Below are 15,282 nucleotides of genomic sequence, written 5' to 3'. Positions count from 1 at the left end.
CGCGGTCACCAGGGCGTGGAAGGGCCTGGACCCGGCCACATGACCGAGGGGTGCTTGCCCGTTCGTGACCAGTACGGAAGGCTTACGCGAAACGTGGGGCACGGGGAACGCATGAGCGGGGAGGAACGGCCTGATGGCGCTGGACAAGGAACTCGACTGGCTCCTTGACGATCTGACGAACAGGGTCGGGCACATACGGCACGCACTGGTGCTGTCGAACGACGGGCTCGTGACCGGAGCGAGTACGGGACTGACGCGTGAGGACGCGGAACATCTCGCCGCGGTCTCGTCGGGTCTCCACAGCCTCGCCCGCGGTTCGGGGCGGCACTTCCGCGCCGGGAGGCCCCGGCAGACCATGGTGGAGTTCGACGAGGCGCTGTTGTTCGTGACGGCCGCGGGCGAGGGCAGTTGCCTGTGCGTGCTGAGCGCCGCCGACGCCGACGTGGGCCAGGTCGCCTACGAGATGACCTTGCTCGTCAACAGGGTCGGCGAACATCTCGGTGTCGCCGATCGTCAGACGGGGGACGAGGAGGACGACAGGTTCTGACCTGCGGGGAGTTTTCGCAGGTCCGGCGGATGCGCCGTCTCCGGTCTCCTCTGCTCGTAGAGAGTTGCCGGCCGGAAGGCGGAAACGTCATGACGGCACCGCCACCGTGAATTCACTCGTGTTCCGGGCCAGGAATCGGCAGGGTGGTCTGATGCTGATCAGAGAAGCCACCGACGAGGACTGGCCCGCCATCTGGCGGTTCTTCCGCGAGATCGTGACCGCGGGGGAGACCTTCACCTATCCGCTCGACCTCGGCGAGGACGAAGCCCGCTCGTGGTGGCTGCTCGTCCATCCGAATCGCACGGTCGTCGCGGTCGGCGCCGACGGGACGATCCTCGGCACGGCCAAGATGAACAACAACCACATGGGCAACGGCTCGCACATCGCCAGTGCCAGTTACATGGTCGACCCCCGGTACTCCGGACGGGGCGTGGGCCGGGCACTGTGCACTCACACGCTGGACTGGGCCCGCGCTTCGGGCTTCCGGGCGATGCAGTTCAATGCGGTGGTGGAGACGAACATCCACGCCGTCAGGCTCTACCGCTCGCTCGGATTCGAGATCCTCGGCACCCTGCCGGAGGGGTTCAAGCATCCCGTACACGGGTTCGTCGGACTGCACAACATGTACTGCCGCCTCTGACGCCCGTCGATGTGGCGCCGCCCCCTCCGAACGGGCCGCGGGATCCGTCCTCGTGCCTCTCCCCGCGCCTTCTCCTGTCACCACGTCCGCGGCCTGCCGTCACGCCCGCGCCGGGGACGCTTCCGGAGGGAGCCGGGCGGCTTCGAGGGACCGATCTCGCACCAGACCGCCTTGCCCTCACCCCGCGGTTCGACGCCCCAACGGGCGGCGACGGCGTCCAGGAGCAGCAGCCCCCGCCCGGATGTCGCGGTCTCACCCGGGCTGCGGCGCCGGGGCCATACGCTGGAACGGTCCTGAACCGACAGCCGGATCCGGCGGACGGGTTCCGGCAGCACCTCCAGCGTCAGCACGGCCCCGCCCTCGGTATGCAGCAGCACGTTCACCAGCAGTTCGCCGGTCATCAGCTCGGCGTCGTCCGCCCATTCGGCCATGCCCCAGTCGTTCAGGGCCTGACGCACCATGGTGCGGGCGTCGGACAGCCCTTCCGGGTCCGCCTGGTGGATGTACTCGTGCAACCGCGGGGCCTGCGGCGATCCCGGGTCCGGACTGCGCCGCAGCACCAGCAGGGCGACATCGTCCGCCGATCCCCAGCGCTCCCAGAGCCGGCCCGACAGATGGTCCGCCAGCGCCTCGGCCCCCTGGGGGCCCGTGCTCACCTCATGGATCAGGGCCCGCACACCCACGTCGACATCGGCCCCGGGTTCCTCCACCAGCCCATCGGTGTAGAGGACGAGCGTCTCGCCCGGCACCAGATCGAGACGGGTCTCCGGGTACTCGTCGTCCCCGAAAAGGGACGAGATGCCCAACGGCAGACCGCCGCGCACCTGTGGGCTGCCGACCCGGTTGTCCGCATGCCGGACCAGCGGGCCGAAATGCCCCGCGCGTACCACGCGCACGGTTCCCGAAGCCAGATCCACCTGGGCGTACGTGCAGGTCGCGAAGCGTTCCGTGTCCAACTCGGCGAGGAAGCGCGAGGCTCGGGCGAGCACCGTCGAGGGCGCATGCCCTTCGGCCGCGTACGCACGGAGCGCGATGCGCAACTGCCCCATGATGGCGGCCGCGTGCGTGTCATGGCCCTGCACGTCGCCCACCACGATCCCGAACCGGCTCCTGGGCAGGGCGATCACGTCGTACCAGTCGCCACCGACCTGCCGTCCGCTCCAGGCGGCGTGGTAGCGCACGGCGATCTCGCCGCCCTCGATCTCCTGGATGCGCCGGGGCAGCATGGCCGCCTGGAGGTCGGTGGCGAACTCACGTTCCTCGTCGAAGAGCTTCGCCCTCTGCAGGGACTGCGCCACGATGGCGGCCAGCCCCAGGCACAGGTTGCGCTCCTCCGCGTCGAAGGGCGTGGGTTCGAGGTAGTAGAGCGCCAGAGAACCCACGGACCGCGCCTGGGCGACGAGCGGCAGATAGGCGGCCGCGCGGAATCTCAGCCGCTCCGCGTACGGGGCCACCGCGGGATAGCGGCGGACCAGCGCCGAGACCGAGGTCAGAAACCGGGGACGGCCGCTGACCACCGCGTCGGCCAGCGGAAGACTCCGGTCCGGCTCACCATCGGTGCCGAGTTCCGCGATCGCCTCCAGGGCGCAGCCGCTGAGCGCGATGATGTTCAGCTCGGTGTTCTCCACCATGCCCAGTGCGAGACCGTCCGCGCCGAGCCGTGCCAGGCCGCCCGGCCCCGTGAGCGCCGCGGTCACGTCGTCCACGGTCACCGCATGTGACAGTGCGCTCGTCGTGCGTTCAACAATGCTGGTCTGGCGCTGCAACCGATTCTCCAGGTCCAGCAGGAACGCCGAGTGGCTGGCCTCCACCGTCGCGTCCCGCACCACTCCGACGACGCGGTGTACCCGGTCGTCGTCGCGCAGAATACGCCCCTGGACATGCGTCCACTGGTCCTCACCGTCGCCCAGCGGGATTCGCAGACGGACGCTGAACGAACTGCGCCCCTCGACGACAGCGTCGTCGATCGCCTCGTCGATCCGGGTTCGTTCCGAGGGGGCGAGCCGTTTCACCACCGATTCCGGCCGGGAGTCGAACGACAACGGGTCCAGACCGAGGACCACCAGGCCGACCTCGTCGATGTCGAGCGTGCCGGTGTCCAGATCCCATTCGAAACTGCCCGCCCGGCTCATCGGGAGCGTATCCGCCGTCGCAGGTCCGCGGCCGTGCGGCTGGTCGATCAGTCGGCGGGGGGCGGCAGGGGTGCTCGGTGGCCGGTCGTGGTCGGTCATTCCTGCTCCGGAGGTCGTCCGGCGGGACTGACGGGCAGCGCCGCCCGTACGGGTGCCTTCAATTGTCGAGCGGGTGGTGGAAGGCCGCCACAGCGGACCGGAGGCGGACGATGGACCGGTCGTGGCCCCCGCCGGATCTGCGGCCGGGGCCGCTCCTCGGCGCAGCCCGTCCGCGTCCCGGGCTGTACGAGCCCCGGGCGGCCCGCGGCCGACGGTGGGCTGAGGGTCCGGGACCCCTGCCGTCCGGGGCCCGGAACCAACCCCGGACAATGAGCGGTGGAAGATCGTCCGCGTGCGGCGGACGATGCGGCACCAGGGGCTGACCGGAGCGCATCCATGAACCATGACGACCCTGTCCTGACACACACCGAGGGACACGTCCGGCACATCACGCTCAACCGCCCGCGGGCGCTCAACGCGCTCAACCACCCCATGGTGCTGCGCATTGGCGAAGCACTCGCCGAAGCGGAGCACGATGACACCATCACGGCGGTGCTGATCCGCGGCACGGGGGAGCGGGGCCTCTGCGCGGGCGGCGACATCCGCTCCATTCACGACGACGCCAGTGCGGGCGGCACCGCGTCGCCGGCGTTCTGGCGCGACGAATACCGGCTCAACGCCCGCATCGCCCGGTATCCCAAGCCCTACGTGGCGATCATGGACGGGATCGTGATGGGCGGCGGCGTCGGGGTCTCCGCCCATGGCGATGTCCGGATCGTCACCGAACGCTCGCGCGTCGCCATGCCCGAGACCGGTATCGGATTCGTTCCCGACGTGGGCGGAACGCATCTGCTGGCAGCCGCCCCCGGCGAACTCGGCACCCACCTGGCGCTCACGGCGGACGCGGTGGGAGCGAGCGACGCCCTCCTGTGCGGTCTCGCCGACCACTTCGTACCGGCACGGAGCCTCGGCGCCCTCACCGCGGCCCTCGCCGACTGCCGCACGCCCGCCGAGATCGACGAGGTGGTGCGAGCCCACGCGGCCTCGGCGCCGGAGGGCGAACTGGCTGAGCACCGCGAGTGGATCGACACCTGCTACCGCGCGGATTCGGTCGAGGAGATCCTCGACCGGCTCGACAGCAGTGGTGTCACCGCCGCCAAGCAGGCCGCGGGTGCGATCCTCGCCAAGTCGCCCACCGCGCTCAAGGTGACCCTCTCCGCGCTGCGCAGGGCCCGTCGGCTCGGCAGCCTGGAGGCGGTGCTCGACCAGGAGTACCGCACGTCGTGCGTCGCCTTCACCCGGCCCGACCTGGTGGAGGGCGTACGGGCCCAGATCATCGACAAGGACCGCCGCCCCCGGTGGAACCCGGCGTCCCTGGCCGAGGTCACCGACGACGATGTCGCACGGTTCTTCGTCTCGCTGGGTGACCGGGAACTGGGCCTGGACCCCGCCTCCCGGCCTTAGGCGGCCCGCACAAGGAGCCCGCGGGAAGGCCAGGCAGGACAGAGCGAGCCGCACATCCTCGAAGGGGTATCGGCCCCGGATCGGCGCAGGAGCACGGCTCGGAGGGCCGTCGACCGCCTCGGAGCCGTCCGGGTCCGGTGACGACGCGCACGGGCACGCCGAGCAGATCGGCCACCGCCCTGAGGCCCTCGGCGGCGACATGCCCGCCTTCGGCTGTGCGGACCGGCTCGCGTCGCCGGACTCGCCCGCGTGCCGCGCGTCTTAGGGAAGGTCTCGGGCAGCCTGCGCACGCCACGCCGCCCCAGCCGACCGCGTCCGGCGAGCACTTCCGTCACCCAACGGTACGTGCTCCGGCCAGCGGGTCCTGTGCCGGCCGACGAGAACCGGGGCGTCCGCAGGACCCGCCGACCGGCCGGTCCTGCGGACGCCCATGCGCCGGTCCGCCCCGGACGACCGGCCCCACGCGGAGCAGGACAGACCGGCTCGGGCCGACTCAGACCGGCTCGGACCGGCCCGGGGCGGTCCGGATCTGTTCCAGTCGCGCGGAGGCCCGGTCCCAGGCCCGCTGATTCCCCTGCGGGGTGTAGTGGCGCAGCTCCTGTGTCCGCGCGACGAGTCGCCGCATCTCCATCAGGTCGCCCACCATGCCCTGGGCCCGCGCCTGCATCAGGACGTTGCCCAGCGCGGTGGCCTCGGCGGGACCGGCCGTGATGGGCAGTCCCGTGGCGTCGGCGGTCCACTGGCACAACAGTTCGTTGCGCGAACCCCCGCCGACCAGGTGGATCCGGTCCGGTTCGACCCCCGCGAGAGCGGCTGCCCCGCGCAGCGTCCTGCGGTGCGCCAACGCCAGGCTCTCCAGCACGCACCGCACGTACCCGCCGGGGCCGTCGGGCGGCCGCTGCCCGGTCCGCGCGAGATGCGCGTCGATTCGCGCGGGCATGTCGCCCGGGGCGAGGAACGCTTCGTCGTCGGGATCGATCACCGCCGCGAACGGCCGGGCCCCGGCCGCCCGGGCGAGCAGTTCGGGCAGTTCCGGAGATCCGCCCCGCCGCTCCCAGGCGCGGCGGCACTCCTCCAGCAGCCACAGGCCCATGATGTTGCGCAGATAGCGCACCGTCCCGTCCACCCCGCGCTCATTGGTGAAGTTCGCGGCCCGGGACTCCTCCGAGAGCACCGGGGCCGAAAGCTCCAGCCCGGCCAACGACCAGGTACCGCACGACACATACGCGAATCCGGGCCCGGTCGCGGGCACGGCGGCGACCGCGGACGCCGTGTCGTGGGAGGCGACGGTCGTCACCGGCGTTCCGGGCCCGAGCCCGGTGTACTCGGCGACATGCGGCAACAGGGCGCCCGCGGGGGAACCCGGTTCGCGCAGCGGCGGAAACAGGGAACGCTCCAGCCCCAGCCGGCCGATCAGCGCATCGGACCAGGTTCCCGCGGACGCGTCGAGGAGACCGGTGGTCGAAGCGTTGGTGATCTCGGCGCCCACCGTGCCCGTCAGCCAGTGCACCAGCAGGTCGGGGATCAGCAGCAGCGTGCGCGCTGCTCCCCACTGAGCACGCGTACGATGCGCGGCGAGTTGGAACACCGTGTTGAACAGCAGGTGTTGCAGACCTCCGATCGCGTACAGCTCCCGCTTCCCGCACACGGACAGCACCTTCTCGACGGCGTCGGTGGTGCGGCCGTCGCGGTAGTGGAACGGCAGCCCCAGCAGCGATCCGTCGGCGTCGAGCAGGCCGTAGTCGACGGCCCAGGTGTCGATGCCGACCGAGTCGACCGGTCCGGCGAGCCCGGCCGTCCTCAGACCGTCCAGCACCCCCTGGTACAGGGCGAGCACGTCCCACCGCATCCCGTCCGGAAGACGGACCGGGGTGTTGGGGAAGCGGTGCGCCTCCGTCAGCGCGAGCGATCCCGGCCCGACCCGGCCGGTGATCACCCGGCCGCTGGTGGCTCCAAGGTCGACAGCCGCGAACACCGCGTCGCGCCCGGACCGCGCGGACGACCTCACAAACATCGGCATCCCGTCCGGCTCATCGCAGGAAGGCCGCGGCCACACCGGCGTCGACCGGAACGTGCAGGCCGGTCGTGTGCGTGAGGTCCCCGCCGGTCAGTGCGAAGACCGCGTTCGCGACGTGTTCCGGCAGCACCTCGCGCTTGAGGAGCGTGCGCTGCGCGTAGAACGCGCCGAGCCTCTCCTCCTCGACGCCGTACGTCGCCGCCCGCTGGGCGCCCCAGCCACCCGCGAAGATTCCCGAACCACGCACCACCCCGTCGGGGTTGATCCCGTTCACCCGGATTCCGTGCTCACCCAGTTCGGCGGCGAGCAGACGCACCTGGTGGGCCTGATCGGCCTTGGTGGCCGAGTACGCGATGTTGTTCGGCCCCGCGAACACCGCGTTCTTCGAGGCGATGTAGACGATGTCGCCGCCGAGGTTCTGCTCCAGCATCACCCGCGCGGCCTCCCGCGACACCAGGAACGACCCGCGCGCCATGATGGCGTGCTGGAGATCCCAGTCCCGGGCGGTGGTTTCGAGCAGTGGCTTCGAGATGGAGATCCCGGCGTTGTTGACGACCAGGTCAACGCCGCCGAACGCCAGCGCCGCGGCCCGGAACGCCTCGGCGATCCGCTCCTCGGACGTCACGTCGACCGGTACCGCGACCGCGGCGTCGGGTCCGCCGAGCTCCCGCGCCACCGTCTCGGCCTTCTTCGCGTCGATGTCCGCGACGACCACACAGGCCCCCTCGGCGACCAGCCGTTGCGCGACCGCCTTGCCGATGCCCGAGCCCGCACCCGTGACCAGGGCGACCCGGGCGGCCAGCGGCTCGGATGCGGGCAACCGGCGCAGCTTCGCCTCCTCCAGCTCCCAGTACTCGATCCGGAACTTCTCGGACTCCTCGATCGGCGTGTACGAGGAGACTGCCTCGGCACCGCGCATCACAGCGATGGCGTTGAGGTAGAACTCCCCGGCCACCCGCGCGGTCTGCTTGTCCTTGCCGAACGAGAACATGCCGACGCCGGGCACCAGCACGATCGCGGGGTCGGCGCCGCGCATGGCGGGGGAGCCGGGGCCCGCGTGCCGCTCGTAGTAGGCGCGGTACGCCTGCCGGTACTCCGCGTGCAACTCCTTCAGGCGGGCCGCCACCTCGTCCAGCGGGGCGTCGGCGGGCAGGTCGAGCACCATCGGCGCGACTTTCGTGCGCAGGAAGTGGTCGGGGCACGAGGTGCCGAGAGCGGCGAGCCGCGGGTGCTCCACGCGGGAGAGGAAGTCCAGCACGGGCTGCGTGTCGGTGAAGTGCCCCACCTGCGGCCGGTCGGTGGAGACCAGGCCGCGGACCAGCGGGGCGAGCGCGGCGGCACGTTCCCTGCGCGGCTTCTCGGCAAGGGCCTCCCGGCCCGCCCACACCGGGCCGAACGGTTCGGCCCTGCCGCGTTCGCGGAGGAACTCCTCGGCGGTGCGGATCAACCAGAGCGCGTTGTACTCGCACTCCTCGGACGTCTCGCCCCAGGCCGTGATGCCGTGACCGCCCAGGATCACGCCCACGGCCTGGGGGTGGGCGGCCTTGACCGCGGCGATGTCCAGGCCGAGCTGGAACCCCGGCCTGCGCCAGCCGACCCAGGCCACCCTGTCGCCGAAGCACTCCGCCGTGAGTTTCTCGCCGTCGGCGGAGCAGGCCAGGGCGATCCCCGAGTCCGGGTGGAGGTGATCGACATGGGTCGCTTCGACGAGCGCGTGCATCGCCGTGTCGATGGACGGGGCGGCACCGCCCTTGCCGTGGAGGCAGTAGTCGAACGCGGCCACCATCTCGTCCTCGCGCTCCACGCCGGGATACACGTTCTTGAGCGCGCGCACCCGGTCCAGACGCAGCACGGCGAGACCGTCCTCGGTGAGCGTGCCGAGGTCGCCCCCCGACCCCTTCACCCAGAGCAGTTCCGTTGAGCCGCCGGTGACCGGATCGACGGCCGCCGCCTTGACCGACGTGTTGCCTCCTGCGTAGTTGGTGTTGCGGGGATCGGAGCCGAGCCGGTGGGCGCGCTCCAGGAGCGCGGCGACCTCGGCGTGCGTCGCGGACGTCATGGGATTCCTTCGAGATCGAGGGCGGGGAGGAGACGGCGCGGTCCCGCCGGAGCCGCGCGGCCCACAGAGGGAGGAAGCAACTCAGGCGCCCCAGCCGGCCTGCTCGCCTCCCACCCGGGCGGCGGCGATCCGCTGCTGGTGGCCCGAGGCCAGATACGCGGCGAACGGGTCCTCGGGCAGACCGAGTTCCGCGCGGACCTCCGCCAGCAGGGGGCGGACATCGGTGTTGTACGCGTCCATCAGGACGCCGTTCGCCGCGAGCACGTCACCGGAGCACTGCGCGGCGGTCAGCGCGTCCGCATCGACCAGCAGCGCCTTGGCGGTCGCCTCCTGCACGTTCGCGACCGACCGGATCACGGCGGGGATCTTGGGCTCGATGTTGTGGCACTGGTCCAGCATGAAGTTGACGTTCGTACGGGGTTCCAGGCCGCCGTTCTTGACCACCTCGTGCATGATCCGGAACAACTGGAACGGGTCGGCGGCCCCGACCATCAGGTCGTCGTCCGCGTAGAACCGGGAGTTGAGGTCGAACGCGCCCAGCCGCCCGGCACGCAGCAGGAACGCGACGATGAATTCGATGTTGGTGCCCGGCGCGTGGTGCCCGGTGTCCACGACCACCTGCGCCTTCGGGCCGAGCGCCAGACAGTGCGCGTACGCCGTGCCCCAGTCCGGTACGTCCGTCGTGTAGAACGCGGGCTCGAAGAGCTTGTACTCCAGCAGCATCCGCCGGCCTGCGCCGAGTCGTCCGTACACCTCGGCCAGCGCCTCGGCGAGCCGTTCCTGGCGGCCGACGATGTCGTCCTGCCCCGGATAGTTCGTACCGTCGGAGAACCAGAGCTTGAGATCGGGCGACCCTGTCTCGTCCATGATGTCGACGCATTCCAGGAGATGGTCCGTCGCCTTCCGCCGGACCTTCGGGTCGGGATGGGTGACCGACCCCAGCTTGAAGTCGTCGTCCTGGAACACGTTGGAGTTGATCGCACCGATCCGCAGCCCGAGATCCGCGGCGTGCCGGGTCAGCGCCGGGTAGTCGTCGACCTTGTCCCAGGGGATGTGCAAGGACACCTTCGGGGCCACACCCGTGTGGGCGTGAACCTGGGACGCGTCCTCCAGTTTCTCGAACGGGTCCCGAGGAACCCCCGGTTGGGCGAACACCTTGAAGCGGGTGCCGGAGTTCCCGTAGCCCCATGACGGTGTCTCGATCACCTGGGACTTCAGGGCTGCCTTGACGGCGGACAGCTCGGACATGAACACCTCTCAGGCGGAGTCGGCCGGCGACCGTCGCGAGGCCGCCGTGATCACGTGATGTGAATCGTTTAACTTCACCTCCTCCAACGCTAACGTCGACGCGCGGATGGCATCAAGGATGGAAGTTGCCGAAGCGCCCTGGTGTGAGCCGAGGGGGCGGATGTCGTTGGAGTGAATCAATTCAATCGGTGAGGGCGGTGACCCCGAGGGCGTAGCGGCAGCCCAGGGTGAAATGACATGGTCGTACCGGTCGGCCGGTAGATGGACGTGTGCCTGTCGAGAACGGTGGCCGCGGCTTCGTTCCTGGGCCTGTACCGGCAGGGTGGCGCAAGGATGCCGAGAGGTGAAGAACGCGGGCAGGAAGACGGCCGGCCTCGCCAGGCCCGTCGGTGGGACGGGGGAGGCGGTGGCCCGGCGGCGAGGAGCGACCGGGAAGGTGGTACCGCCCGGCCGGTCCGCTCAGTGACCGCTGCTCGGCACGCCCGGCCGGAGCAGCCGCACGAGGTCGAAGAACCGCGACTCGTTCCCGCGCAGTCCCGCCCGGTCCAGCGCGCCATCGGCCTCCGCGATCGGCGAGGCGAGCAACGGCACGTACGAGGGACCGTCCTCGGGATCCGCCAGCGCCGCCCGAGTGGCCTCCAGAAGTCGGACGTACGCCTGGGCCGCGGCGAGTTCGTCATTGCGCATCTCAGCATCTCCCGCTCAGAGGTGTCGGACCATCAGCATTCCGCACGGGTCTGACAACCCCTCCCGCGCGGTGCGGTGCCAGGCGCCTGCCGGACGGCGCCGGGCACGGCTTCGAACGCCCCGGAAGCCCATGGGGCGCGGCGCACCGCTATCGCCCCGTGCCCGGTCCGCCCTCCCGGCCCCGCGGTCCGGCCGGCGTCTCGACCTCCAGATACCGGCGGCCACGCGGGCCCCGGTACGGCAGCACCGTCCAGCCCAGCTCCCGCAGCACGGCCGCGCACCGGCCCAGTTCCTCCGCCTCCGCGTGCGCGGCCCCGCTGCCGGGCGGACCGAGCCATTCGACCCTCACACCGCCTGCCGCCTCGCCCGGCGCCAAGCGGTACCCGGTCGCCGTCCGCGCGCCGGAAACGTCGACCGCGGAGGCGGCCAGGCCCGACGCTTCCAGGGCCAGGGCGACGGCCCGTATCGGACGGTGCGCTTCCCACGACGCGGGTACGCCCTCCGGGTCCGGGAACCCCGCGTTCGTCAGCCGCCGGATCTGCAGCATCCCCTCGAAGGCCGTGCGCACGGAGGCCGCGCGCCGCTCGTCCGGCACCGTCGCCGGACCGTCCCCCGTGGCCGGTTCGAATCCGGGGTCGTCCCCGATGCCCATCAGCCTCCCCTTCGCCGTGCGGTACTGCCGCCAGTGTGCGACGCGGCACCGACAATCGCACGGACACGGGGACCGGCGGGCGCCCGGACCGTACGCACGGTCCGGGCTGATCCGGCCCCGTGCCTGAACGAGCTGGGGTCGGCCGGGGCGGGGCGGGGCGGGGTGGCAGACGGTGTGCGTACGGGCGTGAAGAGGTGTTCCCTCCACCAGAGGGACGGGGTGAGACGGACGCTCTGGCGGAGAGCCCCTCCGGTGACGATCAGGGACCCGCGCGTACGAGTGACGCCCCCGATAGGGTTGACGGTCTGACAGCCACGTACCAGAGGATTCACCCACCGTGCCCGACAACGCCCCGGGACCAGGCGCCGAACGCGCCGCGTTGCGCCCCGACTGCGCGAACTGCTTCGCACTCTGCTGCGTCGCGCTGACCCTCACCCGGTCCTCGGACTTCGCGATCGACAAGGAAGCCGGGAAGCCCTGCCGCCATCTTCAGCAGGACTTCCGCTGCGGCATCCACACCGAACTGCGCCCCCGCGGCTTTTCCGGCTGCACCGTGTACGACTGCTTCGGGGCCGGGCAGAAGGTGTCCGGCGAGACCTTCGCGGGGCAGGACTGGCGCGGGTCCCGGCACACCGCCCGGCGGATGTTCGAGGTGTTCCCGGTCATGCGGCAGCTCCACGAACTCCTGTGGTACCTCACGGAGGCGCTGTCCCTGGAACCGGCCCGTGCCCTGCACCGCGATATCCGGCGCCGTCTCGACGAGACGGAACGGCTCACGCACCTCCCGGCGGACGCCCTCGCGGACCTGGACGTGGCCGCGCACCGCGAGCAGGTCGCCGCACTCCTGTCCCGCGTGAGCCGGGACGTGAGGGCCACCGCGCCCCGGGGCAAGAAGCGCGACCGCCGCGGCGCGGACCTCATGGGTGCCCGGCTCCGCGGCGCCGACCTGAGAGGTGCCGACCTGCGGGGCGCGTACCTCATCGCGGCGGACCTCACCGGTGCCGACCTGCGGCTGGCCGACCTGATCGGCGCCGACCTCCGGGACGCCGACCTGTCCGCCGCCGACCTCACCGAGAGCCTCTTCCTCACCCAGGCCCAGCTCAACGCGGCCAAGGGCGATGCGGTGACGAGGCTACCGCCCACACTCGCCCGCCCCGCGCACTGGAGCGACTGAACCCCGACCCGGACCGCGCCACCGACGGCCCGGACACCAGCCGCGCCGCAGCCGGGGGACAGACCGACTGCGGCCGGGCACCTCCGGCACCCGCGGTTCGTTGCACAGTGCGACGTAACCGGAATGCCATCGACCGGACCCGAGGAGTCCCGTACATGCCCAGCAGTACCGATCGCAGTACCGAGCACAGCCCCACCGACGGCGGCCGCACCCGCCTGGTCGAGCGGCTCATGGAGCAGTTCCCGCACGTACCCCGGGAAGCCGTCATCAAGGAGGACCTGCTGCGCGGCGGCGTGGCGTTCGACGAATCGGCGCTCAGCGACAACGAGGCCGGCGACGTCAAGCCGAAGTCGTACTTCATCTTCTCGTTCGACCACGGGACGCTTCCCGAACTCGGCGCCGCCGCACTGCGCCGGCCTCCGGAGGAGATCGTGCTCACCGGAGGCCCGTACGAACTGCGCCGCACCGTGGTCTCGGTACGGGTGAACCCGGCTTCGCCGTACCGCGTCGCGGCCGATGCCGACGGCGTGCTGGGGCTGTACCTGGACGGCCGGCGGATCTCCGATGTCGGACTGCCCCCGATGCCGGACTACTACCGGCACACCCTTGAGAACGGCAAGTCCGTGATGGAGGTCGCCCCCACGATCCAGTGGGGATACCTCGTCTACCTGACGGTCTTCCGGGTCTGCCAGTACTTCGGGGCGAAGGAGGAATGCCAGTACTGCGACATCAACCACAACTGGCGCCAGCACAAGGCGGCCGGACGCCCCTACACCGGTGTGAAGCCGGTCGAGGAGGTCCTGGAGGCCCTGGCCATCATCGACAGGTACGACACCGCCAGGACGTCCACCGCGTACACCCTCACCGGCGGCGCCATCACCTCCCACATCAAAGGCCGCGACGAGGCCGACTTCTACGGGCAGTACGCCAAGGCGATCGAGGAGCGCTTCCCCGGCCGGTGGATCGGCAAGGTCGTCGCCCAGGCGCTGCCCAAGGCGGATGTCCAGCGTTTCCACGACTACGGCATCCAGATCTACCACCCCAACTACGAGGTGTGGGACCGCCGCCTCTTCGAGCTCTACTGCCCGGGCAAGGAACGCTATGTGGGCCGCGACGAGTGGCACCGCCGCATCCTGGACTCGGCCGAGGTGTTCGGTGCCCGCAACGTCATCCCCAACTTCGTGGCCGGTGTGGAAATGGCCGCGCCGTTCGGCTTCACCACGGTGAGGGAAGCCATCGATTCGACCACGGAGGGGCTGCGGTTCTTCATGTCGCACGGCATCACGCCGCGCTTCACCACCTGGTGCCCGGAGCCCACCACCCCGCTCGGGAAGACCAATCCGGACGGGGCACCGCTGGAGTACCACATCCGCCTGCTCGACGCCTACCGCGCGACCATGGAGGAGTTCGGTCTCAGCTCGCCTCCCGGCTACGGCCCGCCCGGTGCCGGCCGTGCCGTCTTCTCCGTCAGCTCGTTCATGGACAGCCTTCCCGCGCAGCCGGACGGCGGCCAGGCATAGCCTCGCCGCCCACCCCGTAGGGGCTCGCCGGGCTCGGCGAGACAGAGCACGCGGCGCGCAGCCGGGGTGGTGGGCGTTTCCCGCCGGGGCCGCTCGACGCCCCGGCGGGGGTGCGAGGGGCCCGTGCGGGGGAGCCGTTCGCCATCGGCGCCGACCGCCCCGTACCGCTGCGCGCAACGACGGGTTCGTGCGGGGCCGTCGAGGCACGGTGTGCGCCGAGCCCGGCGGTACGGGCCGGGACCGGCGAGGCGGGCCCGGGAGGCCGTGGCGAACCGCCGGGGCCGGCGGCGAGGCCGGTCGATGCGGGCCGGTCAGGAGCCCGGTACATAGCGGGCTTGTGACGGTGCACGTGATCGGGCGCACACCGGGCGCCACCCGTGACCCGCTGCGCGCGGTGGGTGCGGAGCCACTGTGGGGGCCCTCCTAGGATGAGGGCGATGAGCGAGACCCCGCCCAGCCTTCTGGGACTCACGACCTACCTGCTGTCCTGGACCGGAAAGACCGCACGGAGCAGGGTGGCGGCGAGGCTCGCCGAGCGGCACCTGAAGCTGTGGCACATGGCCGTGCTGTCCGCACTGGTGGACTTCGGCCCCCATGTGCAGCGGGAGCTGGCGTCGCGGCTGGGGATCGACCGGAGCGACATCGTCAAGATCGTGGAGGATCTCGCGGTGGCCGGACTCGTGGACCGGGCCCGCGACACCGCTGACCGCCGCCGGGTGACCGTGACGTCCAGCCCGGCGGGGCGCGCGGTGCTGGCGGACCTGCAGGCCGAGGCGCTGGGCGTGCAGCGGGAACTGCTCGCCCCTTTGACCGTTTCCGAACAGGAGCAGTTGGCCGTATTGCTGCGCCGCGTCCACGCCCATGGAGTGGGCCGGTGACCCGGGGCGTCGTTGCCTTCGCCGGTTGAGGATCGGGGCCGTCCCCATAGCAGCGGTGTGGTTCGGGCGCTGTGATGGCCCTCCGGTCTCCTTGCTGCGGGCCGGGCGTCGAGGCGGCCTGAACCCTGGCTGCCGGTGCGGGGCCTTTATGGCGTCGCGGCACCCGGCGCGCCCACGCTCGCGGGGTGGTCCGTCACGGCACGGAACCGACGTGTGGCGGGGACG

At 71.3% G+C, this 15,282-nt stretch carries 12 protein-coding genes; 6 read left to right on the top strand and 6 right to left on the bottom strand.

Annotated elements, in window-relative coordinates; all coding sequences use genetic code 11:
* Window positions 1–133 precede the first annotated feature (133 nt).
* Entirely contained in the window at window positions 134–547 is a 414-nt protein-coding gene (locus ACIHCL_RS13220; protein ID WP_399860745.1) for a roadblock/LC7 domain-containing protein, read from the top strand.
* 151 nt (window positions 548–698) lie between these two features.
* On the top strand, window positions 699–1,187 hold the full coding sequence (locus ACIHCL_RS13215) for a GNAT family N-acetyltransferase (RefSeq protein WP_399860742.1): 489 nt from the start codon (window positions 699–701) through the stop codon (window positions 1,185–1,187).
* Between the two features lie 77 nt (window positions 1,188–1,264).
* Here the strand turns inward: ACIHCL_RS13215 and ACIHCL_RS13210 are convergent, their stop codons facing one another.
* A complete protein-coding gene (locus ACIHCL_RS13210; protein WP_399860740.1) occupies window positions 1,265–3,418 on the bottom strand; it encodes a SpoIIE family protein phosphatase in 2,154 nt (717 codons plus the stop codon).
* Between the two features lie 336 nt (window positions 3,419–3,754).
* On the opposite strand from ACIHCL_RS13210, the gene ACIHCL_RS13205 reads away from it, so the two are divergent.
* Entirely contained in the window at window positions 3,755–4,822 is a 1,068-nt protein-coding gene (locus ACIHCL_RS13205) for an enoyl-CoA hydratase/isomerase family protein (RefSeq protein WP_399860738.1), read from the top strand.
* A gap of 493 nt (window positions 4,823–5,315) precedes the next feature.
* Here the strand turns inward: ACIHCL_RS13205 and ACIHCL_RS13200 are convergent, their stop codons facing one another.
* The 5 genes from ACIHCL_RS13200 to ACIHCL_RS13180 all read right to left on the bottom strand — a co-directional run bounded on the left by ACIHCL_RS13200 (window position 5,316) and on the right by ACIHCL_RS13180 (window position 11,485).
* The gene (locus tag ACIHCL_RS13200) at window positions 5,316–6,842 is read right to left on the bottom strand and encodes a rhamnulokinase family protein (RefSeq protein WP_399860735.1); all 1,527 of its coding nucleotides are present in this window, start codon (window positions 6,840–6,842) and stop codon (window positions 5,316–5,318) included.
* A 10-nt stretch (window positions 6,843–6,852) separates the two neighbouring features.
* Window positions 6,853–8,898, bottom strand: a complete 2,046-nt coding sequence (locus tag ACIHCL_RS13195) for a bifunctional aldolase/short-chain dehydrogenase (protein WP_399860732.1) — start codon at window positions 8,896–8,898, stop codon at window positions 6,853–6,855.
* 81 nt (window positions 8,899–8,979) lie between these two features.
* On the bottom strand, window positions 8,980–10,146 hold the full coding sequence (gene rhaI, locus ACIHCL_RS13190) for an L-rhamnose isomerase (RefSeq protein ID WP_399860730.1): 1,167 nt from the start codon (window positions 10,144–10,146) through the stop codon (window positions 8,980–8,982).
* 459 nt (window positions 10,147–10,605) lie between these two features.
* Window positions 10,606–10,833: a hypothetical protein gene (locus tag ACIHCL_RS13185; RefSeq protein ID WP_399860727.1), complete on the bottom strand. Its 228-nt coding sequence runs from the start codon at window positions 10,831–10,833 to the stop codon at window positions 10,606–10,608.
* Window positions 10,834–10,981: 148 nt separating this feature from the next.
* The gene (locus ACIHCL_RS13180; RefSeq protein ID WP_399860724.1) at window positions 10,982–11,485 is read right to left on the bottom strand and encodes a hypothetical protein; all 504 of its coding nucleotides are present in this window, start codon (window positions 11,483–11,485) and stop codon (window positions 10,982–10,984) included.
* Between the two features lie 337 nt (window positions 11,486–11,822).
* On the opposite strand from ACIHCL_RS13180, the gene ACIHCL_RS13175 reads away from it, so the two are divergent.
* The 3 genes from ACIHCL_RS13175 (at window position 11,823) to ACIHCL_RS13165 (ending at window position 15,057) form a co-directional block, all read left to right on the top strand.
* Entirely contained in the window at window positions 11,823–12,659 is an 837-nt protein-coding gene (locus ACIHCL_RS13175) for a pentapeptide repeat-containing protein (RefSeq protein WP_399860722.1), read from the top strand.
* Between the two features lie 155 nt (window positions 12,660–12,814).
* Window positions 12,815–14,179: a radical SAM protein gene (locus ACIHCL_RS13170; protein ID WP_399860720.1), complete on the top strand. Its 1,365-nt coding sequence runs from the start codon at window positions 12,815–12,817 to the stop codon at window positions 14,177–14,179.
* A gap of 437 nt (window positions 14,180–14,616) precedes the next feature.
* The gene (locus ACIHCL_RS13165) at window positions 14,617–15,057 is read left to right on the top strand and encodes a MarR family winged helix-turn-helix transcriptional regulator (RefSeq protein ID WP_399860717.1); all 441 of its coding nucleotides are present in this window, start codon (window positions 14,617–14,619) and stop codon (window positions 15,055–15,057) included.
* Window positions 15,058–15,282: the final 225 nt, after the last annotated feature.

This window comes from Streptomyces sp. NPDC052042, assembly GCF_044548345.1.
GTDB lineage: Bacteria > Actinomycetota > Actinomycetes > Streptomycetales > Streptomycetaceae > Streptomyces.
Note: the sequence above shows the minus strand (reverse complement) of the source record. Positions and strands in the feature narration are given on the sequence as shown.